The sequence below is a fragment of the Corynebacterium striatum ATCC 6940 genome, assembly GCF_000159135.1.
Classification (GTDB): Bacteria; Actinomycetota; Actinomycetes; order Mycobacteriales; family Mycobacteriaceae; genus Corynebacterium; species Corynebacterium striatum.
In genome coordinates this window covers 80,076-100,440 of record NZ_GG667528.1, presented here as the reverse complement: position 1 = coordinate 100,440, position 20,365 = coordinate 80,076, and the positions used below count along the sequence as shown (strand labels likewise).

Genomic DNA, 20,365 nt, shown 5'->3' with positions numbered 1-20,365 from the left:
GGAGCACGGGCAACGGTGAAGGGTGAAACCTTCACCATTACTCACGCGCCATTAATTACGGAAGCCGTGGACCGGGGCGGGGATGAAGCCGCCGCGATTGACAAACGTGGAGTTGCCCACGGTGTTGACCGGGATGACCGGAGCGTATCCGAGCAGGCCACCGAAGTTGACTTCGTCGCCAATCTTGGCCCCCGGTACTGGAATAACGCGGACCGCGGTGGTCTTATGGTTCATCACACCGATGGCGGCTTCATCAGCAATCATGCCGGCAATCGTTGCCGCAGAGGTATCGCCAGGAAGCGCAATCATGTCGAAGCCGACTGAGCAGATTGCGGTCATGGCTTCCAGCTTGTCCATGGAGATGGCACCGGAACGCACTGCGTCGATCATTCCCTTGTCCTCAGAGACGGGGATGAAGGAACCCGAAAGGCCGCCGACGCGCGAGCATGCCATCATGCCGCCCTTCTTCACGGCGTCGTTAAGCAGTGCCAATGCGGCTGTCGTGCCATGAGTACCGACCTGGTCAAGGCCCATGTGCTCCAGGATGTGTGCCACAGAATCGCCGAGCTCGGCGGTTGGTGCCAGGGAAAGGTCAATGATGCCGAAGGGAACGCCAAGGCGCTCGGAGGCCATGTTGCCCACGAGCTGGCCAGCACGCGTGATCTTAAACGCGGCCTTCTTGACCTCCTCGGCAACCTGATCCAGGGTGGCACCCTCGAGGTTGCCCAACGCACGGTCCACCACGCCGGGGCCGGAAACGCCCACGGAAACCACGCAATCCGGTTCCTCGATGCCGTGGAAGGCACCCGCCATGAACGGGTTGTCGCCCACGGAGTTTGCAAAGACCACCAGCTTGGCACAGGCGATCGCCGACTGATACTTGGTCAGTTCGGCGGCCTCCTTGATGACCTCGCCCATGCGCTTGGCGGCATTCATGTTGATGCCCGCGCGCAAGGACGCGATATTTACGGAAGAGCATACGAGCTCCGTCGTAGACAGGGCCTCAGGGATCGAATTGATGAGCTTCTTTTCCGCGGTGGTAGCGCCCTTTTCCACGAGAGCAGAATAACCACCGACGAAGTTCACGCCGGTCTCAGCCGCTGCGCGATCGAGTGCCTTGGCCACCTCAACGGGGTTTCCTTCGACGCCTGCGACGATGAGCGATACCGGCGTGACGGAGATGCGCTTATTAACGATCGGAATGCCGAGCTCCGCCTCGATGCCCTCGCACACCTCAACCAGGTGCTTTGCGCGTTCAGTCACCAGGTCATATACCGCCTGGGCAGTCGCATCCATGGATGAACGCGTACATCCCAGCAAGGAGATACCCATGGTCACCGTGCGGATATCGAGACGGTACTTGTCGATCATCTCGATCGTGTCGAGAATACTTACGGTATTAAAACGATTGAGCATATTTAGATCTCATTCATCGCTGTAAACAGCGCCTCAGACTGTACGCGGATGGACTGGTTAATGTCTTCGCCCACCTTATTCATGCGCTCTTGAATCTGTTGGATCGATACCTCAGATTCATCAAATTCCACGCGCAGAATCATGGTGAAAAAACCGGACATGAGTGTCTGCGAAACGTCGACAATATTCACCCCGAGCTCAGCGAGGTTAGTAGTTACAGAAGCAATAATTCCGGTGCTATCAGCGCCGGTCACAGTCATGATGGCAATCATGGAGTTGATTCTAGTGCTTCTCACCTCTTAATTGTCTGGCGACCAATAAACGGGGCCAAGCTCACAGTTAGCGTAGGGTGGGGCGTCATGACCACAGTTAAGAAAGTTTTGTACATCGGCGGACACGGCAAGATCGGTCTGCTCTCCGCACCTCTTATTTCTGAGAAGGGTTACGAGATGCACTCACTGGTCCGCAACCCCGACCAAGCCCCAGAGATCGAGAAACTCGGCGCCACCCCAGTCATCAAGGACATCACTGAGCTCAGCGTTGACGAGTGGGCAGATTTGCTCACGCTTTACGACGTCGTGGTTTGGGGCGCCGGAAACGGCGGCCGCGGGGGAGCAGAGCTCACAACTGCTGTGGATCGCGATGGCGCGCTTGCCACGATCGACGCACTCGAGCAGCTCAAAGCAGCTGGCAAGCCCACCCCGAAGTACGTGATGATCTCCTATGTTGGCGCGACCCACAATACTGCTAACCCTGACGACACATCCTGGTACGCCTACGTCGAGGCCAAGAAGGCAGTGGACAATCGCCTCAATGCCTCACAGCTCGACTACCTCATCCTTGGCCCTTCCGCCTTGAGTGATGAACCCGCAGAAGGCATCGAGGTTCTCGAGTCGCCGTCCACGGAAAAGGAGACCAGCCGCGAGCTCGTGGCACAGGTTGTGGCCGAGATCGTGGGACGCGATGAGTTCCCGAACACCCCGTTGGAGTTCTACAACGGCACCAACCCGGTCTCTAGCATCTAGGTTCAGCTTGGTGTAGAAGCTTGCTTTCTCGGACGGCTGCCGCGGATAGATTGCTCGACCAAGGCCAGAACCGCCTCTAGGTTCGTGGTATCACCTAGTGCAAGACGGTTGATGAAACCATCCATGAAGGTCTCCAAATAAAGCACCAACGTGTCAATGGAGACGTCGTCACGCATGCGCCCTTGCTCGGCGTTGCTCTCCAAACGTGCACGCACCGCCCGATCCAAGACTTCCTGCTGGTCGCGCCAACGCATGGCAAAGGAGGGATCGGTGCGGAGCATGGAAGTCACCTCGAGGCGAGTGGCCAGCCAATCATGGCGCTCTGGGTGGCGAAGCATTTCGCTCATCACCTCAACCAGACCGTTGTTTGCAACGACTTCAGCCTGGCGAGCGGCGTCTTCCTGGGCCAGTGCCAAAAATAGGGACTCTTTGTCACCGAAGTGGTGGAAAATCGCACCACGCGACTTTCCCGTAGCTTCTTCGAGAAGGCGCACGGTTGCGCCCTCATAGCCATGCTCGGCAAAACACTTTCGGGCACCTACCAAGATTTCGTGACGACGTCGGTTGAGCTCAGAATCGCTCACGATAGGCATGGAAGTCTCCTCAAAAGTGCAATAAGAATAATCAAAATAAGATAAAGGAGGGCCGCACGGCGAAAGCCGGCGGCCCATAAGCGGAGGCGGCTGCCTTCTACCAAATACTTGCTAGCAGGAAGCCATCCTCCGAGAGGCAGTCCGATTAGGACTTGACCATCTGGCGCAGAACGTACTGCAGAATGCCGCCGTGGCGGTAGTAGTCAGCCTCACCTGGGGTGTCGATGCGGACCTTAGCGTCGAACTCGACGGTCTCGCCGGACTCCTTGGTTGCGGTGACGTGAACGGTCTTCGGGATACCGCCCTCGTTGAGAGCTGCGATGCCCTCGATGTCGAAGGACTCGGTGCCGTCCAGGCCCAGGGACTCGTGGGACTCGCCCTCTGGGAACTGCAGCGGAATGACGCCCATGCCGATGAGGTTCGAGCGGTGAATACGCTCGAAGGACTCGGTGATGACAGCCTTCACGCCGAGCAGGTTGGTGCCCTTTGCGGCCCAGTCACGGGAAGAACCGGTGCCGTACTCCTTACCTGCAATAACAACCAGCGGGATGCCAGCTGCCTTGTAGTTCTGGCAAGCATCGAAGATGAATGCCTGAGGAGCGCCTTCCTGAGTGAAGTCGCGGGTATAGCCACCTGCAACGTCAACCAGCTGGTTCTGCAGACGAATGTTGGCGAAGGTACCACGCATCATGACCTCGTGGTTACCACGACGGGAACCGAGGGAGTTGTAGTCCTGGCGCTCAACGCCGTTCTCATCCAGGTACTGAGCAGCTGGGGTGCCTGGCTTAATGGAAGAGGCAGGGGAGATGTGGTCGGTGGTGACGGAGTCGCCCAGCTTGGCAAGAACGCGAGCGCCCTTGATGTCCTCGACTGGGTTTGGCTCTGCTGGCATACCGTCGAAGTACGGTGCCTTGCGGATGTAGGTGGAGTCCTCGTTCCACTCGAAGGTTTCGCCCTCCGGAACATCGAGGGAGCGCCATGCGTCGTCGCCCTTGAAGACGTCAGCGTAGTCAGCCTCGTAGAGCTCACGGGAGATAGCCTTCTGGATGGTGTCCTCGATCTCCTCGGCGGAAGGCCAGATGTCCTTGAGGAAGACATCGTTGCCGTCCTGATCCTGGCCAAGAGCCTGGGTCTCGAAGTCGAAGTCCATGGTGCCAGCAATAGCGTAAGCGATAACCATGATTGGGGAAGCCAAGTAGTTCATCTTGACGTCCGGGGAGATACGACCCTCGAAGTTACGGTTACCGGAAAGAACCGCGGTAGCAGCAAGGTCGTGCTCGTTGATAGCTGCAGAGATCTCCTCTGGCAGCGGGCCAGAGTTACCGATGCAGGAGGTGCAACCGAAGCCGGAGAGGTAGAAGCCCAGAGCCTCAAGGTCCTTCCACAGGTCTGCACGCTGGAAGTAGCCATCAACAACCTGGGAACCAGGTGCGCAAATGGTCTTAACCCATGGCTTGGAGGTTAGGCCCTTTTCAGCGGCCTTGCGGGCGATGAGGCCAGCGCCGACCATGACGGAGGGGTTAGAGGTGTTGGTGCAAGAGGTAATGGAAGCGATAGCAACCATACCGTGGTCCAGGGTGTACTCGCCGCCCTTCGGGGAGGTGACGGTAACCGGGTTGGACTGACGGCCGGAGCCGCCCTTAGCTGCGGACTCGCCGTGGCCTTCGCGGGAGTTGTTCAGGCCACCGGTGACGTCGACGAAGGACTCGTCAGCGTCGCCTTCAGCGGTCATGCGCTTTGCCTCAATGGAAGACTCGTCAACGACGACGTCGCCAGTTACGTAGGTAGGCAGATCCTTACGGAACTGCTCCTTAGCCTCGGAGAGCAGGATGCGATCCTGTGGGCGCTTCGGACCAGCGATGGAAGGAACAACGGTGGACAGATCGAGCTCGAGGTACTCGGAGTACTCTGCCTCTGGAGCATCCTGCTCGAGCCACATGCCCTGAGCCTTTGCGTAAGCCTCGACGCGCTCGATCTGCTCGATTGGGCGACCGGTGAGCTCGAGGTACTTGATGGTCTCTTCGTCGATCGGGAAGATCGCAGCGGTAGAACCGAACTCTGGGGACATGTTGCCGATGGTGGCGCGGTTTGCCAGAGGAATGGACTTAACACCGTTGCCATAGAACTCGACGAACTTCTGAACTACGCCGTGCTCGCGGAGCATCTCGGTGATGGTCAGAACGACGTCGGTTGCAGTAACGCCTACTGGGATCTCGCCGGTCAGCTTGAAGCCAACAACGCGCGGGATGAGCATGGAAACCGGCTGGCCGAGCATTGCTGCCTCAGCCTCGATGCCGCCAACGCCCCAACCGAGGATGCCGAGGCCGTTCTCCATGGTGGTGTGGGAGTCGGTGCCGATACAGGTATCTGGGTAGGCAACGCCCTCGTTATCGAAGACAACTCGGGAGAGGTACTCGATGTTGACCTGGTGGACAATACCGGTTCCTGGAGGAACTACGCGGAAGTTGGAGAAGTTCTCAGCACCCCAACGCAGGAACTGGTAACGCTCCTGGTTGCGCTCGTACTCGATTTCAACGTTCTTCTCGAGAGCCTCAGGGGAGCCGAAAGCCTCAACGATGACGGAGTGGTCAATAACCATCTCAGCCGGGTTGAGCGGGTTAACCTGCTCTGGCTTGCCGCCGAGTGCGGAAACTGCCTCACGCATGGTGGCGAGGTCGACCACACACGGAACGCCGGTGAAGTCCTGCATCAGGACACGGGCCGGGGTGAACTGAATCTCAGTGTCCGGCTCAGCGGACGGATCCCAGTTAGCGAGTGCGTTGATGTGGTCCTTGGTTACATTCTTGCCATCCTCGTAGCGCAGCTGGTTCTCAGCAAGCACCTTAAGGGAGTACGGCAGCTTCTCCAGGCCTGGAACCGCGTTGATGTCGAAGTAGTCGTAGGACTTACCGTTGACATCAAGGGTCTTCTTGGCGCCGAAGGAGTTCAGGCTTTCAGTCACAGGGAGCTCCATTCCTTGTTGATAGAACAAATTGTTCCTTGCTTCTAGCCCTACCCGAACTGGAGCGCTTTAGCCCGCACCCTATACATCTATATATAAGGAACGAAACAAGCGCTGAATTTCAGGCACTAGAAGCGAGAAGAACGCGAAGGTTCAGAAACCAGTCTAATGGTTCAAACCGACGACCGTGTTAACTATAACAGTACGAGCGTTCTGTTTCATCATTTTAGGGGGACCGGCGCGTCACCCACCGAAATTTGGGCGCCGAGCGATAGTTTCAGTAACAACAATCAAGCCACCGTGGGCGGCAGACCCAAGTAGCTCACAGCAGGCCCACTGGAGAATTCAGGAAAACGATCGACATAGGGGAGGGCAATCGCAATGATCCCAGAAGACGTCGACCTAGCAAACCTTTCCGACCAACTCAGTCAGGACGGCGTAGCGTTTAGCAATCCCCGCATCGCCAATGATCTAGAAATCCAGGAAGAGATCATTAAATCCCTCCATCCAGATCACGGCATCGCCGTAGTGGACAGTTTTTCGGCTAGCGCGGCTGACGCACGCGACATTGCACAAGATCTCCAGTCGGCGACTGGGCTCGATACTGTCATCGTTCAGACGCCGACTCATATCTCGGCCGTAAGCGATTCACTAACTCGGGCAAGTATCGAAGCCGCCGAGCGAGCCATACCGAAGGGCCTCGATCAGACCTCCGTGTTGGAGCAGTTCTATTCCGGAACCGATCACTTCACCGTTCACTGGATGGCGATCATAGCCCTCGCTTTAGCCCTCGCCGGCGTCGCGGGATGGTCCGCCTATCGCGCGGCGAGCGCTACGCGGACGGCAATAAATTAGCCGCGAGGCATCTCAGAAAGAGGCGCTGCAGGATGTTTAAAACGGCTTAGTTTTGTTCGAAAAAATATAACACTAACCCGATTCGGACAGCCCTACGAGCACCCCTCACGAGACTCAGCCGACGCCTCCCACAATCATCCCGACGAGCAATCCACACGCCGAAACCAGTCCGGGAAAATATTTGGAAACGGCCCCAAAAATCCCCAACTTTTAACGCTCGAACTACGCCCGAAACCCGATAGCCCTGTTACCAAGAGGGGCTCAACTTGGACTCCGAACCGCGATTCACGGCACCGGAGACGTCTGCGAAATCGGCCATCAGGCCGACCACCGCGCCCGCAAAGAGGGCAGTGGGGAAGGGGTTTGGTCAACCACCCTGACTTGACAGGAGGTGGGGGAGGGGTGCGGAAGGGGCCTTAAGTGGCCAGTCGAGCCTTAGATGTGACCAAAATCACAGTCACGGGAATGTAACAAAATCGTTGCAGGTTGACCGCCGGTGTAACGCCCTGTGGCCCAGCGGGACGCATGTGAATTTTGAGCAAAGTGTGCGCCAGGGTGTGTCGGTGACGTATGGTTCCAGTATCGACTCACGGGTTGATTCTTGTTCCATACGTTCATGGGCCAAGCCTTGACTCTCAATCGAGTAGACACACGGGTATGTGGGGAAGCACGCCTCGAGTGGAAGCAGAAGGATTGAGAATCGCCGCCTGGTTCAGGAGGACGCAATGGAAGCTTCTTGATTGTTCGGCAATCGCATTCATTGGCTTAGGCCAACTCGAACAAAGCGATACAGACGTGTCGCCAGATTTTCGAACACAGCGGAAGCGACAAGTTCAATCCCACGTAGCCGATTACAGTGTTCGAATTTTTCAAAATTAAGACACCCACATTCCGATTGGGGACTAGCAACGCGCTCTTTCCCTGTCGCCGGCTTTTCGGGCATCGGTCGAAGGAGACTATCGACGGGTTCTCGCTAAGGGGACGGCAGTACTGAGCCACAGCGAGTCACTCGTTAGGGTTCGCTTCGTGCGGCCCGTTCAAGGTTCGTGGCTGCAAGACGGACAGCCCTCTCAGTGACACAAGGTGTCACGGTGTCGCGGCGTCCGGGAGGCCATGGACTTTAGAGCGGTTCATACGATTCGACGGCGAGGATGACGCGTAATGCAGTCCCGCGTTTGTCATAGCTATAGGCCACCTAATGGGAGGACTATCGAATAGGGCAGGCGCCTTGAAGCTCATCGCGCGGCACCGCGGCGCAGAGTCTTCCTTCACGCACTTTCACTTATGGCTGATGTGCTCGACAGCACCCTCTACTTTTATATCCGGCGCCAGGTACTCCTGGACGGTTGCGTAGAGAGCGCTGCGCTTGACGACGTCGATTTTCCTGACTTTGTGCGAATTAGTCAGGGGAGAAGGGTCCATAGACCACGACATGTTCGTCCTCGAGACCCATTAGTCCCGGGCATACCTATGCCAATTGCAACAAAGTTCCTGCTCCTCAACGGGTAGCAGCTGGCAGCTGCATAGGTTCTGAACGGGCATATCTAGGTGAGATGCGAGTCGACAATCCAGGATTACGTGGGCGTCTAGGAGATACCTCTCGTGGCCACCACCTTCAAGTTTGGCTCTAGGCGTCTGAAGACGCTTCTAGCTACCGTCGCAACTACTGCGGCGTTGTCAACCGTTTCCACCATGACTCCCGCTGTTGCTCAGGAAGCAGCACCGGTAGACATCCAGTCCCTGCTGTCCTCTGATAACCCATCAATTGCGGACCTCGCCGGCGCCATCGCTTCCATCGAGGAGCAGGTTGCCAAAATTGAGGCCGAGATCGGCCTTCGTCGCGAGGACGTCAACCGCGCGCTCGTTGATCTCCAGGATGCGCGTACCGAAGCCGAGCAAGCACGCCGCAGCACGACCACGGCACGCGGCGAACTCAACACCGCACAGTCCGACGTTGAACGGGCCCAGGCCAAGCTCAACGAACTGTCGCGTACCGCTTATCGCCGCGCCAACACCTCCGATGCAGTATCTGCAGCAGCAGGCAACGACGCACGCGGAGACATGCTCGAGCGTCAGTCCTACTTGCGGACCCAAACCAAGGACCAGCAAGCAATCTTGGATCAGCTGGAGCGGGAGCGCACGGAAAAGGCGAACAAGGAATCGCAGCTTCGCAAAACCCAGCAGTTGGCCGAGCAACGCGAAGAGCACGCTACTGAGGCCGAGGCAGCTGCACGTCGAACTCTGGAAGACAGCGCTTCCCAGGTCGAAGAATTCTCGTCCCAGCGTGAATCGCTCATGCAGCAGCACGCCAAGGTTCAAAAGGCGCTAAATCAAGCCAAAGGGCTGGATTCAAGCGAACAACCCGATTCCAATAATGAAGAAAACGTCAAGTCAAATAACTTGACCGAAGGTGCTGCAAACCAGTCGACTGGTGAGCAATCCACCGACTCTCAGACCGCTCCCCAGACTCCTGGAGCAACCCCCCAGGCTGCGGCCCCGGAGTCTGCACAATCGGCCACCGAGTCGGCGAACGAGTCTGCTGCCCAGCCAGGCACACAGTCTGCAACCGAATCCGCCACCACGGCGGCATCCCAGGAGCAGCCAACTGCAGGGGCATCGGATGACAACAGCGGTTTTACTTCCGAGGAAACGGTAGAGCGTGAGTTCCACGCTGAGAAGTCCGGCAACCAGCTTTCTGCGAGCGACGTTCGGAAGGCTGCTCAAGCGGCCCAAGAGTTGTCCTCTGATCCAAACGTGCAGAAGCTCTCTTCTGACGGAATTTCCATGCAAGGTTCTTCCTTGGATTCCGGCTCACTGAAACTTGCAGCCACCGCTATTGGTGCGGCGGCAGCCATTGTTGGCGCCGCACAGCCTAACCACACTGGCTTAACCCAGGAAGAGCTCGACGCTTTCGCGCAGGGCTCTTCCCAGCTGGCCGCACTGCAAGGCTCCGGCAACACGAACACCGCCGACGACTCCCTGACGGGCGCCGTCTCGGATGTCCTGGGTGGGTTGAAAACCACTGACGATGTCACAGAGGAAGCGACGAACGTTCTGGGCAATGCTGACCGTAACTCAAAGATTGAAGCGGTTATCGCTCGCGCCCAGTCCCAGATCGGAGTTCCTTATGCGTGGGGCGGCGGTGACGCGAATGGCCCGACCAAGGGCATCCGCGACGGCGGTGTTGCCGACTCTTACGGCGATTACAACAAGGTCGGCTTCGACTGTTCTGGCCTGACGCTCTACGCCTTCGCCGGCGCGGGCATTTCGCTTCCGCACTACTCCGGATACCAGTACCAGAAGGGCACCCAGGTCCCAGCTAGCCAAATGCAGCGCGGCGACCTTATTTTCTACGGACCTGGCGGCAACCAGCACGTAGCTATCTATCTTGGCGACGGCACCATGATTGAGGCCCCTCAGTCTGGATCCAACGTTCAGATTTCCCCTGTGCGCCAATCCGGCATGGCCCCTAATGTCGTGCGCCTCCTCTAAGCCCCAGCCTTTGGTTGGTAAAGTTGGGGTATGACTGACGCACAACAGCATGCCCGCAGCTTCGACGCCCTCCTCGTTCTTTCTTTCGGTGGCCCGGAAGGAAACGAGGAGGTCGTTCCGTTTTTAGAGAATGTCACCCGCGGGCGGGGCATTCCACGCGAGCGCCTAGAAGTCGTAGGCGAGCACTATTTCCATTTCGGCGGAGTAAGTCCGCTGAATCAACTCAATCGCGAGATCATCGATCATGTCGAGACGGAGCTCAAAAAACGCGGACATAATCTACCGATCTACTTCGGAAACCGTAACTGGCACCCCTTTGGAAAAGAAGCGGTTGAGCAGATGGCCGCAGACGGCGTCCGCAACGTAGCCGTCCTCGCCACCTCCGCTTGGGGCGGGTACTCCGCGTGCCGCCAGTACGACGAGGACATCGTCAAGCTGCGGGCACACCTCGAGGAGAAGGGCCTTCCGCAGATCGAGTTCACCAAGATCCGCCAATTCTTCGATCACCCCAAGTTCATCGGCGAAATGGCGCAGGCCGTCAAGGACGCCTATGCAAAGATCCCAGAGGGTACGCAAGCGCGCATGCTGTTTACTGCCCACTCCGTACCCACCGCGCACGACAATGTCGGTGGTGGAGAAGGGGACAAGAACATCTACTCCCGCCAGGTCGCCGAGGCCTCGCGTCTCGTTGCCGAGGCCGCAGGTATCACCGATTATGACCTAGTTTGGCAGTCTCGTTCGGGCAGCCCGAAGACCCCTTGGCTCGAGCCGGACATTGTCGATCACACCACTGAAATCCATGAGAAGAACGGCGTCGACGCAGTGGTCGTCTGCCCAATTGGGTTCATTTCCGACCACATGGAGGTCGTATGGGACCTCGACACCGAGCTTCAGCAGGCTGCCGACGAAATGGGAGTAATCGTGGAGCGCACCCGCACCGCGGGCCCCACCGATGCCTTCTCGTCGATGGTTGTCGATCTCATCGAGGAGCTGGAGCAAGAAAAGCCATGGGAGTCCCTAGGCGATGTCACCGTTCAGGGCTGCACCGTCAACGGCGCACCTTGCGCTGAAGGCTGCTGCGACATTTGGTCGCTTCGCAAGCCGACAGCCGCTGCCAAGTAGCATCCACCCTTAGAAGCATTGCCCGTTGAAGCCTTCCGGTTTCAGCGGGCAAAGTCAGTTAACGCATAGGACACACCCGCCATGCGAGCCTGCCTAATATGTCGCCACAGTGCCAAAAGATGATGGTCGAGGCTGTGGTCAGCCATTCGCTCGGTCACCGTTTCGATGATTGCGCCGACGCGATCCGCACGGGCAAACAATTTCGCAGCGCGCGGTGGCACCGATTCCGGCAAGCCAGGAGTGTCGTAGAAGTCACTGAGGGACCCCACGGCAAGACGCGGATTATGTAGCGCATCTGTGGAATAACCGCCGGCCTCGATGAGAGTGGCGGCCTGGTTGGTCGCCTGGCTCAGCAATGCGTCGGCCTCGCCGGGGCTTAACCACGAGGGTGCGGGCAGTGGAAGAGTCTCTTCATAGAGCTTCCAGCTGGTACTGGTGTTGCCATAGTGGGGGATGAGAACTAAGTGACGTCTTGTATCATTGGTGCGCACCACGATTGCGCCCTCAGCGCTTTCCGACGCCGCCTTCCACGACACCGAACCCGGCGGCAATGCCGGTGACTCGCCAGGACCCGAGAGGATGAGTCTAAAGACGGGCTCGCGCTGTTGTGCCGCGATGAGTTCTGAAGTTTCGGTCCGCAAGGTTGAAAGGAGCTCGATGAAGGGCTCCTCATTTTCCATCGCCTGCATCCCTCCGAGCTCTTGCAGCACATCCAGAAGATCATCTGTCGACTCATGTCCCCACAGCCAGGCTCCCAACCAGACGGCAGTATTTTGTAAAGGAGACCAAACCTCGGCGCGCATATCCATGGCCAGAAAGTTTAATGGATAGACTTTCTCCCCATGAGTATCGATCCATATGGCGGCGACATTTTTGCAGGTCACAAACGGACACAGAAGAAGGAGTATCCCAAGGTCCCAGCCGAGCCGGGGCTCGTCGTGGAAGTCCGCGGCGACGACTTTATTGGCGCGGTGATGGGAGTCGACAAGACCGTCTATGGCCCCGTGGTCCGCCTCGAGGATCGGCGAGGCAATGAGCGTGTCTTCAATTTGGTCGAAGGTGGTTTTCTCCTCGAAGGCCAGCCTGTCACACTGACGCGTTATGTGGAAAAGCAGGCTCCGCAAAAGTCCAACTCCGGCTCGCGCCGCGTTAGCAACGTTGAGGCCAAGGTTGCTGCGCCCTCGCGCATCTGGGTCGAGGGTATCCACGACGCAGCTATCGTAGAGAAGGTCTGGGGTCACGACCTGCGAGTAGAAGGCGTTGTTGTCGAGTACCTCGAAGGCCTCGACAACCTCGAGGAGCGACTCGCCGAATTCCAGCCAGGTCCTGGTCGCAGGGTCGGAGTTCTGGCAGATCACTTAGTAGAGGGGTCCAAAGAAACTCGACTAACGCAGACAGTAGGAGAGCACGTACTCGTCACCGGCCACCCGTTCATCGACATTTGGGCTGCGGTAAAGCCCGAGCGGCTAGGCCTGCGGGCATGGCCCGAGGTTCCCTACGGGGAAGACTGGAAGACTGGAATCTGTCAGCGGGTGGGCTGGTCCGACCCGAAGGAGGGCTGGAGCCGTGTCTACACTGCTGTGAATTCCTTCCGCGACCTCGACTCCACTCTCATCGGTGCAGTGGAAAGACTCGTCGACTTCGTCACCACGCCAGAGCTTACGAAGGCTGATCTGGGTTACTAAGAGGGAGTGTTGGCGCGCTCGATGACGTGTACTGCAAGTTGCCAGCCAGCCATCTCAGCAGCCCAACCGGCAGCTTGCAGGCGCTGCGACATCGCTTGCTTAGAGATTCCCAGCTCTTCAGCTGCTTCGTTCTGGTTGAGACCCGCGCGAACTAGCGACGTCGCCTCGCGGCCTTCCATGGTGCGCTTGTGGAGGACAAAGCCGAGAAGCGCAAAGGTTGCGGCAATGTCGGCGGCTTCGGAAGCGCGACCACGCTTGCTTACTTTGGCGTAGACCTGTCCCGCGCGGGCCGATCCCTTAAGTGCGCCGGTGGCGACCTCACGCGCTGCTTCTTCGTCGCCAGTCAAACCTGGAGAGACTCCGATGCCGATGGCCCAGTCGCCGTCGGCAAGCAATGCCATGACAACGTCGCATACTGAAGACGCTGAGTAAGCAACTGCACAGATGTCCTCAACGCCGAGGACCTGGAACTCGCCGACGCCGTCCAATGTTGACAGCGCGGAAGCAGAGCGCTGAACCAATTCAGCGCGGCGAACCGAACGGCCGCGGTAACGTGCGTGTACAGCGAGCATGCTGTCTCCTCAAATAGTGCAACGAGTAGCTGTTTGCGCTTCAGCATAGTCGCCAAAATCTATATATGAAACTTGACCCCGCGCCTCCGGCGGAGGATTTAAGGACGTTGCGGCAGTTTGGAGTCTAGGACTAATCCGCCGATGCCCAAGACCGCGAGAATGGCCATGGCAACGAAGAGCCATGGTTCGGATTTGCCGGTGAGGGCGTCGCCGAAGAATACGCCTAGGGCAGTCGTGGGAATCGAACCGATCAGTGTCGCAAGCGTAAATTGCCCGACGGGGATGGGCGTCAATGCGGCTACATAGTTGAGGATGGAGAAGGGGACACCGGCCACCATTCTGAGGCTGGCGATAGCGAGCCACCCGCGCCTTTCCAGCCGCGAATTGATCTTGAAGACAGCAGGGTGGGAGAGGTGAGGTTGGATCCAGTCACCGAGGAGCCAGCGAACCAGCAGGAGTGAAATCATCGCCGAGAGCGTCAAAGCGAGGAGAGATAGGCCGAGGCCGACCCAAGCCCCGAACAGGACGCCAGCCGCCACGGTCCAAATGGTGCGGGGCAGCGGAAATTGCGTAAATATGACATAACCTAAGACAAAGGCAACGACGAACCAGGGCCCAAGGCCCTCCGCCCAGGAACGTAGGTCGGCGATGTCGGGGACGTCGACAAGCAATGCTGCGACCACAATGGCGATGATCGCTCCTAGAGCCATCGCCCACCGGGTCATCGACCAACTGCGGATGGCTGAAAGCGCGGACTTGGACAGTTCCGCGAGAAAGGCTCCGAAAGTGCGCAGCCATCCTAGAAATTGGGTCATAGGCTAAAACAGTAGCGCTCGGAACTTGCGATGTGGAATTGGGTTACCTGTGGCTAGGCTGTGTTGATCACGACAATTTGCAGTGAAATCGCACGTCGAGCTAGGAGATGGGCGAGCTGCAGACGATACTAGAAGGCGGTTACTCGCGCTGCGGCCTGCAGCGCCTTATTTTTTGGAGAATCGAGTGGACACAATTTCCAATCTCTTGTCCTATATGGACGCCGCAACCCTTTTGGAGGCCTTTGGCCCTTGGGTTATTGCCGGCATTGGCATCGTCGTGTTTATTGAGTCCGGCGTGCTATTCCCGTTCCTACCGGGCGACTCACTGCTGGTTACCGCAGCTATCCTGCGTGAGCAGCTGGATGTCAATATTTGGACGCTGCTTGCTGTAGGAATTGTTGCGGCCATTTTGGGTGACCAGGTGGGTTACTACCTGGGACACCGATTCGGCCGTCGACTCTTCAAGGACGACGCGAAGGTTCTTAAGACCGAGCACTTGCAGTCGGCTGAGGAGTTCTTTGAGAAGCACGGCCCAGTAGCCTTGGTCTTGGGCCGCTTTGTGCCGATTGTACGCACCTTTATCCCAGTTGCTGCCGGTACTGCGGAAATGCCGTACAAGAACTTCGTGGTATGGAACGTCTCTGGCGCAATTGCCTGGGTGCTCTCCATGAATCTGGTTGGTATGTTCTTGGGTAACATTCCGGGCATCGCAGATTCTATCGAGAAGATCATGCTGCTGATTATTGGCTTGTCTGTTCTCCCGATCGTGGTGAAGTACGTCTTGGACCGTTTCAAGGCGACCAAGGAGCCGAAGGTAGCAGCGCTCAATCCTGATGCCGCGGAGCCTGAGACCGTTTAAAGCAACATTGAGGCCGTAGGGCCGCCAGCACCAGCAAAACTGAGCGCCTGTTCCCAAGTTTGGGGATGGGCGCTTTCTTTGTGGCGGCCGCCCGGTGCAGTGATGCGCTGGGGCGGTGGGGTGTGCGTAGCTGACAACGAAAGCGTCAGTTTTGCGTTCACAGAGGCTCTCGTTGGCAGTTATGCAGATCCAGCGGGCGAAGCAGGACGCCGCGGAACCGGCACCTGCCACAAACACGACGCAAGGCCCTGCACATCGCGCCGAGGACGGACGACAGAAGCTGAAACGTGCACAACTGACAACGAAGCCCACCGGTTCTGCTCTGGACGCGGCTTCCTCGTCAGTTACGCAGATCGACCAGGGGCTAAGTAGCAAAACGAAAAGTGTCGCGACACCGCAGGAACGATGTCGCGAGACTTCACAATTGTGCCCGAGGGGGGACTTGAACCCCCACGTCCGTTAATAGGACACTAGCACCTCAAGCTAGCGCGTCTGCCATTCCGCCACCCGGGCTGGGTGTTTTCAGCCTCTCGGCTGGGCACTCGAATACTGTAGCGCGAAACGCCGCACATAGACAAATCGGCAGTTCAGAGCGCAAAAAGCTGCACTAATTATGGCTCTTACTCGAAGATGAAAACACATCTATGTAAGCATGACACCGGCCGGAGTCTCCTATAGTCGACGGAAGGGTGATGCCCGCCCCATCGACAGCAAGGTGTGACCTCAGGTACAACTGAGTTATGACTTCATACACAAATGACTCCCGTTTCCCTGGCCCAGATCCATATGCGCCGCTCAAGGACCTGCCATCCTTCACGTTGACCTCGACCGATATCACCCAGGGCGAAGAAATCGAAGCGCGATTCCGCGCACCGGAGGATATCTCCCCGCAGCTTGCGTGGAGTGGAGCACCAGAAGGCACCAAGTCCTACGCCGTTACGTGCTTCGACCCTGATGCCCCAACTGCCTCAGGCTTCTGGCACTGGGCTGCATTTAACATTCCGGCCCACATCACCGAGCTTCCTACCGGCGCTGGTTCGGCTGAAGACCTTGGCATCGAGGGCGTCGTCAGCCTGCGCGGCGACTCGGGCAAAAAGACCTACTACGGCCCCAACCCGCCGGCCGGACATGCACCGCACCGTTACCTCTACGTGGTTCATGCGGTGGACGTCGAGAAACTTGACATCGACCCAGAGTCCACCCCAACTGTGCTGGGCTTTAACCTAAACTTCCACGCAATTGGCCGTGCCATTACCTGGGGTTGGTACGAGACCACTTAGTATTTCTTTCTATGAGCCACAAGCATTCACCCATCGAAGGAACCGCCGGAAACAATCGACCCGCAGGCGAGCCTGCCAAGGATAACGCCGAGGGCGTGACAATTCCTTTAGCATGGCGCGTTGGCGGTGCCTTTTCAGCACTGGCCTTCGTGCTCGTGTTGCTGGGGGTTCTCGCCATCGTCAACGACGGATTCGGCGCCCCCTTCGAGTGGACGTGGAACGTGGTGTTCATTGTTTTCGCTGCGATCTTGGTCGGCGCATTCAGCACGGTTCGCAAAGACCAGAAGGGCAGCCGCACCCAGCTCATCGCCCTGGTTATGGCGCTCATCGCCATCGTGGCGGGCCGCTTCATGCCCACCGAGCCGCTTATGGTCACTGGCCAGCCGCTCGTATTCACTTACTTTGTCGGCGCATTGCTGTGTGCCTTCATCATTAGGCGCACCGCCATGACCAAGGTCCCACCACAGCAGTAGCGGCAAGAATAGCGTCCCTGCCTCAGCTAAAGGAATCGAGGCAGGGACGCTTTTATTTTTGGGGCTTAGCTCTTCCAAGGCAGCCCAGAGCCGACGGCCTCAGAGATGTTGCACAAGCCGTGCGCATGAATCTGCTGCGCGATTCCACGATGGATGTCCCGAATCCAGTCCGGGCCACCGTAGATGAGCCCGGTGTAGCCCTGCAGGAGGGAAGCACCCGCTGCGATGCGTTGCCAGGCCTGTTCAGGGGTCTCAATGCCGCCTACAGAAACAAGCACCAATTTATCGCCGACGCGCTCGTGCAGTCGTTTTAGAACTTCCAGGGAACGAGCTGCCACAGGAGGGCCGGAGACGCCACCAGCGCCCATCGCGGCAACTTCATCGGCTGGGGTCTTGAGCCCCTCACGGGAGATGGTGGTGTTCGTTGCCACGATGCCCGCCAAGCCAAGGTCAACGGCCATGTCTGCCACGGCGTCAACGTCCTCATCAGAAAGGTCCGGGGCAATCTTGACCAGAACCGGGGAAGAGGTGGATTCCTGAACCGCAGCCATGATCGGACGCAGGGACTCGACCGCTTGAAGGTCACGCAGGCCCGGGGTGTTCGGCGAAGAAACGTTGACCACGAGGTAGTCGGCCAAGTCGCCAAGAACGGAAGCAGACTGGCGGTAGTCCGCTACGGCTTCTTCAGCCGGAGTCACCTTGGTCTTGCCTATGTTGATACCAATGACGTCAGAGGTCTTTCGAGCACGTAGGTGCCGTGCCGCCGCAGCGGCACCCTCGTTGTTAAAGCCCATGCGGTTGAGAATGCCGCGGTCTGCCTTCAAACGGAACAGGCGAGGGGATGGGTTACCAGGCTGTGCCTTCGCAGTCACGGTGCCTAGCTCCGCGTAGCCGAAGCCCACGCCGCTCCAGGTATCCGCCGCGGTTGCATTCTTATCGAAGCCAGCTGCCAAACCCAGCGGGCGCGGGAAGGTAACTCCAAATACTTCCTGCGAGAGGACCGGATCATTAACCGGTACAATCTTGTGCAGACCACGGTGCAAGAAGGGCGCTTTCTGCAGACCGCTGAGGGCACCGATCATGATGAGGTGGATACGCTCTGGCGAAAGTTTGAACATGCCCTTCAGAGCAAGCTGATACGCCGCTTTGCGGGCCTTATCGACACGTGTTTGTTGCATTTTGGGGTCCTACTTCACGTCAGGATCGGAAATGAATTGGATGCCGTCACCTGTGGCTGAGGCGGTGACGAGGGTGGCGTCGTCAAGCACGGCGATGTTTTGCGCATCAGCGACAGTGTCTACGCTACCTTTAGCCATCGGCACTCCGGATTCGATCGAGAACGCATGTGCCTTCCCGGTATCGGTGGTGGTCACCCATGCCAGCTTGCGAGCAGGGTCCCAGGCCACGGCCCAAGGGGTGCCGTCGACGTTGCCGTACTGGTGGAGGCGGATTACGTCGTCCGCGGTATAGACCGCCAGGCGCTTGCCGGAGGTGTCGGAGCCGAGGACAATCGCGCCCTCACCAACCGCAATCTGGCCGATGCCTTGACCCGCACGCAAACGGCCGCCCGCACGATCTTTCTCCCAGTCGATGGACTGAATCGTGGAGTCAGCGCGCAGAATCCGAACCACGTTATCGGTGCCGTCGAGATTCGGAACGGCCAACAGCTGATCTGAGCCTTCCTCGACCTTGATCTCGCGGTCGCGCTTGCCATCGACGTAAATGCCCACGGCGTTGGACTCGTGGGAACCGACGAAGAGCTCGCCCGAGGAAAGCTGCGTGGCCACGGTGACCGGAGTTTCTTCTTCCATTGCGACCTCTTCAGGCGCTTCCGGCTTGGCGGGGTCAATGAGCAAGACCTTGTCGCCGCACGCGAGGACAAAGCCTTGCTCGGAAGAGCTAAGGTCGCCGCACCTGTCATCGATGGCAACCTTCTTCGGGGAACCGCCTAGGAAGTCCTTCTGGGAGCCAACCAAAAGTTCTGCCTTGGTCCGCGCTGCAATGGTATCGCCATGAGCGGCCAAGTCAACGACATCCGCATCAACTTGGGCGAGCTTGCCAGCGGGTTTGCCGGCAGACGAGGAACTCGGCGCCGGGGTAGCGTTTGCCTTCAGAGCCGAGTCAGGATCTCCTCCGACTCCCGTTTCCGGCTGACATGCACTCAACGCGAGAGTGCTAATGGCCAGCGCTAGAGGCATCAATTTCTTTGTCTTGGCCTGTGCGTTCACGATTGTTTATCGTAGCAGCCAGCGTGGGTAAATCCCGAAGTGTGCCGCGGTATGTATGCTCTCCCGAGTGAATACCGCAGCAGCAACAGACGCGATGTCCTGGATCCAGGTCATTGTCCTATCCATCGTCCAAGGCCTCACGGAGTTTCTACCCGTGAGCTCCTCCGGGCACCTTCGCATCATCTCAGAGCTCTTCTGGGGCGAGGATGCAGGTGCTTCCTTTACCGCAGTCATTCAGCTGGGTACTGAAGCAGCCGTCTTGGTCTACTTTGCCGGCATGATTTGGCAAATTATCACCGGCTGGTTCCGCGGACTTTTCAACAAGGAGCAGCGGGGCCAGGACTATCGGATGGGGTGGATGGTCATCGTCGGCTCCATTCCGATCGGCATCTTGGGCGTTGTTGGTAAAGACCTGATTCGCGATAACCTCCGCAACCTGTGGATTACCGCCGCCATGCTCATCATCTTCTCCTTCGTGTTCATCGCGGCCGAACGGGTGGGCAAGAAGGAGCGCGGTTTCGACGAGCTTACGATGAAAGATGCCGTGGTCATGGGCCTATGCCAGTGCCTTGCGCTCATCCCAGGTGTCTCGCGCTCCGGCGGTACCATTTCGGGCGGCCTTTTCTTGGGCTTGGACCGTGAGGTCGCCACGCGCTTTAGCTTCCTGCTCGCCATTCCTGCTGTGCTGGCCTCGGGGCTTTTCTCGCTTGGCGACGCCTTTGGCCCCTCCGTCGGCCAGTCCGCCACTGGCGCGCAGTTGTTGGTGGGCACGCTCATCGCCTTCGTCATTGGCTATGCTTCCATTGCCTGGTTACTGAAGTTCGTGGGCAACCACTCCTTCGAGTGGTTCGCTGCGTACCGCATCCCAGTGGGCATTCTGGTGATGATTCTGCTGGCGCTCGGCGTCCTGCAGCCTTAGGAGGATTTACTTCATGCCTAATGCATCTGAACGTGCATTAGGTGCGGGTGCGGGGCTACGATAGACCGC

General features: G+C 58.2%; 19 protein-coding genes and 1 tRNA gene. 9 read left to right on the top strand and 11 right to left on the bottom strand.

The annotated features are described in order from the left end of the window. Positions 1–51: 51 nt before the first annotated feature. The gene (locus tag HMPREF0308_RS10870) at positions 52–1,416 is read right to left on the bottom strand and encodes a PFL family protein (RefSeq protein ID WP_005531571.1); all 1,365 of its coding nucleotides are present in this window, start codon (positions 1,414–1,416) and stop codon (positions 52–54) included. Positions 1,417–1,418: 2 nt separating this feature from the next. Further along, complete coding sequence (locus HMPREF0308_RS10865; RefSeq protein WP_005531569.1) at positions 1,419–1,688, bottom strand: ACT domain-containing protein; 270 nt, start codon at positions 1,686–1,688, stop codon at positions 1,419–1,421. 87 nt (positions 1,689–1,775) lie between these two features. Between HMPREF0308_RS10865 and HMPREF0308_RS10860 the strand changes: the two genes are divergently transcribed. Further along, entirely contained in the window at positions 1,776–2,441 is a 666-nt protein-coding gene (locus tag HMPREF0308_RS10860; protein WP_005531567.1) for an NAD(P)H-binding protein, read from the top strand. A gap of 2 nt (positions 2,442–2,443) precedes the next feature. Here HMPREF0308_RS10860 and HMPREF0308_RS10855 read toward each other — a convergent pair whose 3' ends face one another. Together HMPREF0308_RS10855 and can are read right to left on the bottom strand one after the other, a co-directional pair. Continuing rightward, complete coding sequence (locus tag HMPREF0308_RS10855; protein WP_005531566.1) at positions 2,444–3,034, bottom strand: TetR/AcrR family transcriptional regulator; 591 nt, start codon at positions 3,032–3,034, stop codon at positions 2,444–2,446. Positions 3,035–3,179: 145 nt separating this feature from the next. Further along, complete coding sequence (can, locus tag HMPREF0308_RS10850) at positions 3,180–5,996, bottom strand: aconitate hydratase (RefSeq protein ID WP_211205703.1); 2,817 nt, start codon at positions 5,994–5,996, stop codon at positions 3,180–3,182. A 381-nt stretch (positions 5,997–6,377) separates the two neighbouring features. Here can and HMPREF0308_RS10845 point away from each other — a divergent pair, with 381 nt between their 5' ends. Further along, complete coding sequence (locus HMPREF0308_RS10845; RefSeq protein WP_005531561.1) at positions 6,378–6,851, top strand: Rv1476 family membrane protein; 474 nt, start codon at positions 6,378–6,380, stop codon at positions 6,849–6,851. Positions 6,852–8,129: 1,278 nt separating this feature from the next. Here HMPREF0308_RS10845 and HMPREF0308_RS13730 read toward each other — a convergent pair. Continuing rightward, positions 8,130–8,285 carry a hypothetical protein gene (locus tag HMPREF0308_RS13730; RefSeq protein WP_155115466.1) on the bottom strand — a complete coding sequence of 52 codons (156 nt, stop codon included), beginning with the start codon at positions 8,283–8,285 and terminating at the stop codon, positions 8,130–8,132. 168 nt (positions 8,286–8,453) lie between these two features. Between HMPREF0308_RS13730 and HMPREF0308_RS10840 the strand changes: the two genes are divergently transcribed. Both HMPREF0308_RS10840 and HMPREF0308_RS10835 read left to right on the top strand, forming a co-directional pair. After that, positions 8,454–10,343: a DIP1281 family NlpC/P60 protein gene (locus HMPREF0308_RS10840; RefSeq protein ID WP_005531557.1), complete on the top strand. Its 1,890-nt coding sequence runs from the start codon at positions 8,454–8,456 to the stop codon at positions 10,341–10,343. Positions 10,344–10,373: 30 nt separating this feature from the next. Next, positions 10,374–11,465 carry a ferrochelatase gene (locus HMPREF0308_RS10835; RefSeq protein ID WP_005531555.1) on the top strand — a complete coding sequence of 364 codons (1,092 nt, stop codon included), beginning with the start codon at positions 10,374–10,376 and terminating at the stop codon, positions 11,463–11,465. Between the two features lie 41 nt (positions 11,466–11,506). On the opposite strand, the gene HMPREF0308_RS10830 is transcribed toward HMPREF0308_RS10835, so the two are convergent. Beyond that, positions 11,507–12,274 (bottom strand): hypothetical protein, encoded by a 768-nt coding sequence (locus HMPREF0308_RS10830; protein WP_005531553.1) that lies wholly within the window; start codon positions 12,272–12,274, stop codon positions 11,507–11,509. 33 nt (positions 12,275–12,307) lie between these two features. Here HMPREF0308_RS10830 and HMPREF0308_RS10825 point away from each other — a divergent pair, with 33 nt between their 5' ends. Beyond that, positions 12,308–13,150: a DUF3097 domain-containing protein gene (locus HMPREF0308_RS10825; RefSeq protein ID WP_005531551.1), complete on the top strand. Its 843-nt coding sequence runs from the start codon at positions 12,308–12,310 to the stop codon at positions 13,148–13,150. Here the strand turns inward: HMPREF0308_RS10825 and HMPREF0308_RS10820 are convergent. Both HMPREF0308_RS10820 and HMPREF0308_RS10815 read right to left on the bottom strand, forming a co-directional pair. Further along, positions 13,147–13,722 carry a hypothetical protein gene (locus HMPREF0308_RS10820; protein ID WP_005531549.1) on the bottom strand — a complete coding sequence of 192 codons (576 nt, stop codon included), beginning with the start codon at positions 13,720–13,722 and terminating at the stop codon, positions 13,147–13,149. The two genes, HMPREF0308_RS10825 and HMPREF0308_RS10820, sit on opposite strands and share 4 nt — an antisense overlap. 98 nt (positions 13,723–13,820) lie before the next feature. Continuing rightward, positions 13,821–14,537, bottom strand: a complete 717-nt coding sequence (locus HMPREF0308_RS10815; protein WP_005531547.1) for a TVP38/TMEM64 family protein — start codon at positions 14,535–14,537, stop codon at positions 13,821–13,823. Positions 14,538–14,721: 184 nt separating this feature from the next. On the opposite strand from HMPREF0308_RS10815, the gene HMPREF0308_RS10810 reads away from it, so the two are divergent. Further along, positions 14,722–15,396 carry a DedA family protein gene (locus HMPREF0308_RS10810; protein ID WP_005531545.1) on the top strand — a complete coding sequence of 225 codons (675 nt, stop codon included), beginning with the start codon at positions 14,722–14,724 and terminating at the stop codon, positions 15,394–15,396. Positions 15,397–15,823: 427 nt separating this feature from the next. On the opposite strand, the gene HMPREF0308_RS10805 is transcribed toward HMPREF0308_RS10810, so the two are convergent. Beyond that, positions 15,824–15,909: transfer RNA gene (locus HMPREF0308_RS10805), tRNA-Leu, on the bottom strand. A gap of 227 nt (positions 15,910–16,136) precedes the next feature. On the opposite strand from HMPREF0308_RS10805, the gene HMPREF0308_RS10800 reads away from it, so the two are divergent. Together HMPREF0308_RS10800 and HMPREF0308_RS10795 are read left to right on the top strand one after the other, a co-directional pair. Then, positions 16,137–16,676, top strand: coding sequence for a YbhB/YbcL family Raf kinase inhibitor-like protein (locus tag HMPREF0308_RS10800; RefSeq protein ID WP_005531543.1), 540 nt, complete (start codon positions 16,137–16,139; stop codon positions 16,674–16,676). 11 nt (positions 16,677–16,687) lie between these two features. After that, on the top strand, positions 16,688–17,149 hold the full coding sequence (locus HMPREF0308_RS10795) for a hypothetical protein (protein WP_005531541.1): 462 nt from the start codon (positions 16,688–16,690) through the stop codon (positions 17,147–17,149). Between the two features lie 65 nt (positions 17,150–17,214). Here the strand turns inward: HMPREF0308_RS10795 and HMPREF0308_RS10790 are convergent, their stop codons facing one another. Together HMPREF0308_RS10790 and HMPREF0308_RS10785 are read right to left on the bottom strand one after the other, a co-directional pair. Continuing rightward, the gene (locus HMPREF0308_RS10790) at positions 17,215–18,327 is read right to left on the bottom strand and encodes a quinone-dependent dihydroorotate dehydrogenase (protein ID WP_005531539.1); all 1,113 of its coding nucleotides are present in this window, start codon (positions 18,325–18,327) and stop codon (positions 17,215–17,217) included. Positions 18,328–18,336: 9 nt separating this feature from the next. Further along, positions 18,337–19,377 (bottom strand): hypothetical protein, encoded by a 1,041-nt coding sequence (locus tag HMPREF0308_RS10785; protein WP_005531537.1) that lies wholly within the window; start codon positions 19,375–19,377, stop codon positions 18,337–18,339. Positions 19,378–19,471: 94 nt separating this feature from the next. Between HMPREF0308_RS10785 and HMPREF0308_RS10780 the strand changes: the two genes are divergently transcribed. Beyond that, entirely contained in the window at positions 19,472–20,296 is an 825-nt protein-coding gene (locus HMPREF0308_RS10780; protein WP_172453490.1) for an undecaprenyl-diphosphate phosphatase, read from the top strand. Positions 20,297–20,365: the final 69 nt, after the last annotated feature.

Coding starts and splice junctions, on each gene's coding strand:
- HMPREF0308_RS10835 (WP_005531555.1), top strand. CDS start 10,374: ATGACTGACGCACAACAGCATGCCCGCAGCTTCGACGCCCTCCTCGTT.
- HMPREF0308_RS10820 (WP_005531549.1), bottom strand. CDS start 13,722: ATGCTCGCTGTACACGCACGTTACCGCGGCCGTTCGGTTCGCCGCGCT.
- HMPREF0308_RS10825 (WP_005531551.1), top strand. CDS start 12,308: ATGAGTATCGATCCATATGGCGGCGACATTTTTGCAGGTCACAAACGG.
- HMPREF0308_RS10790 (WP_005531539.1), bottom strand. CDS start 18,327: ATGCAACAAACACGTGTCGATAAGGCCCGCAAAGCGGCGTATCAGCTT.
- HMPREF0308_RS10815 (WP_005531547.1), bottom strand. CDS start 14,537: ATGACCCAATTTCTAGGATGGCTGCGCACTTTCGGAGCCTTTCTCGCG.
- HMPREF0308_RS10780 (WP_172453490.1), top strand. CDS start 19,472: ATGTCCTGGATCCAGGTCATTGTCCTATCCATCGTCCAAGGCCTCACG.
- HMPREF0308_RS10870 (WP_005531571.1), bottom strand. CDS start 1,416: ATGCTCAATCGTTTTAATACCGTAAGTATTCTCGACACGATCGAGATG.
- HMPREF0308_RS10795 (WP_005531541.1), top strand. CDS start 16,688: ATGAGCCACAAGCATTCACCCATCGAAGGAACCGCCGGAAACAATCGA.
- HMPREF0308_RS10855 (WP_005531566.1), bottom strand. CDS start 3,034: ATGCCTATCGTGAGCGATTCTGAGCTCAACCGACGTCGTCACGAAATC.
- HMPREF0308_RS13730 (WP_155115466.1), bottom strand. CDS start 8,285: ATGTCGTGGTCTATGGACCCTTCTCCCCTGACTAATTCGCACAAAGTC.
- HMPREF0308_RS10860 (WP_005531567.1), top strand. CDS start 1,776: ATGACCACAGTTAAGAAAGTTTTGTACATCGGCGGACACGGCAAGATC.
- HMPREF0308_RS10865 (WP_005531569.1), bottom strand. CDS start 1,688: ATGATTGCCATCATGACTGTGACCGGCGCTGATAGCACCGGAATTATT.
- HMPREF0308_RS10830 (WP_005531553.1), bottom strand. CDS start 12,274: ATGGATATGCGCGCCGAGGTTTGGTCTCCTTTACAAAATACTGCCGTC.
- HMPREF0308_RS10845 (WP_005531561.1), top strand. CDS start 6,378: ATGATCCCAGAAGACGTCGACCTAGCAAACCTTTCCGACCAACTCAGT.
- HMPREF0308_RS10800 (WP_005531543.1), top strand. CDS start 16,137: ATGACTTCATACACAAATGACTCCCGTTTCCCTGGCCCAGATCCATAT.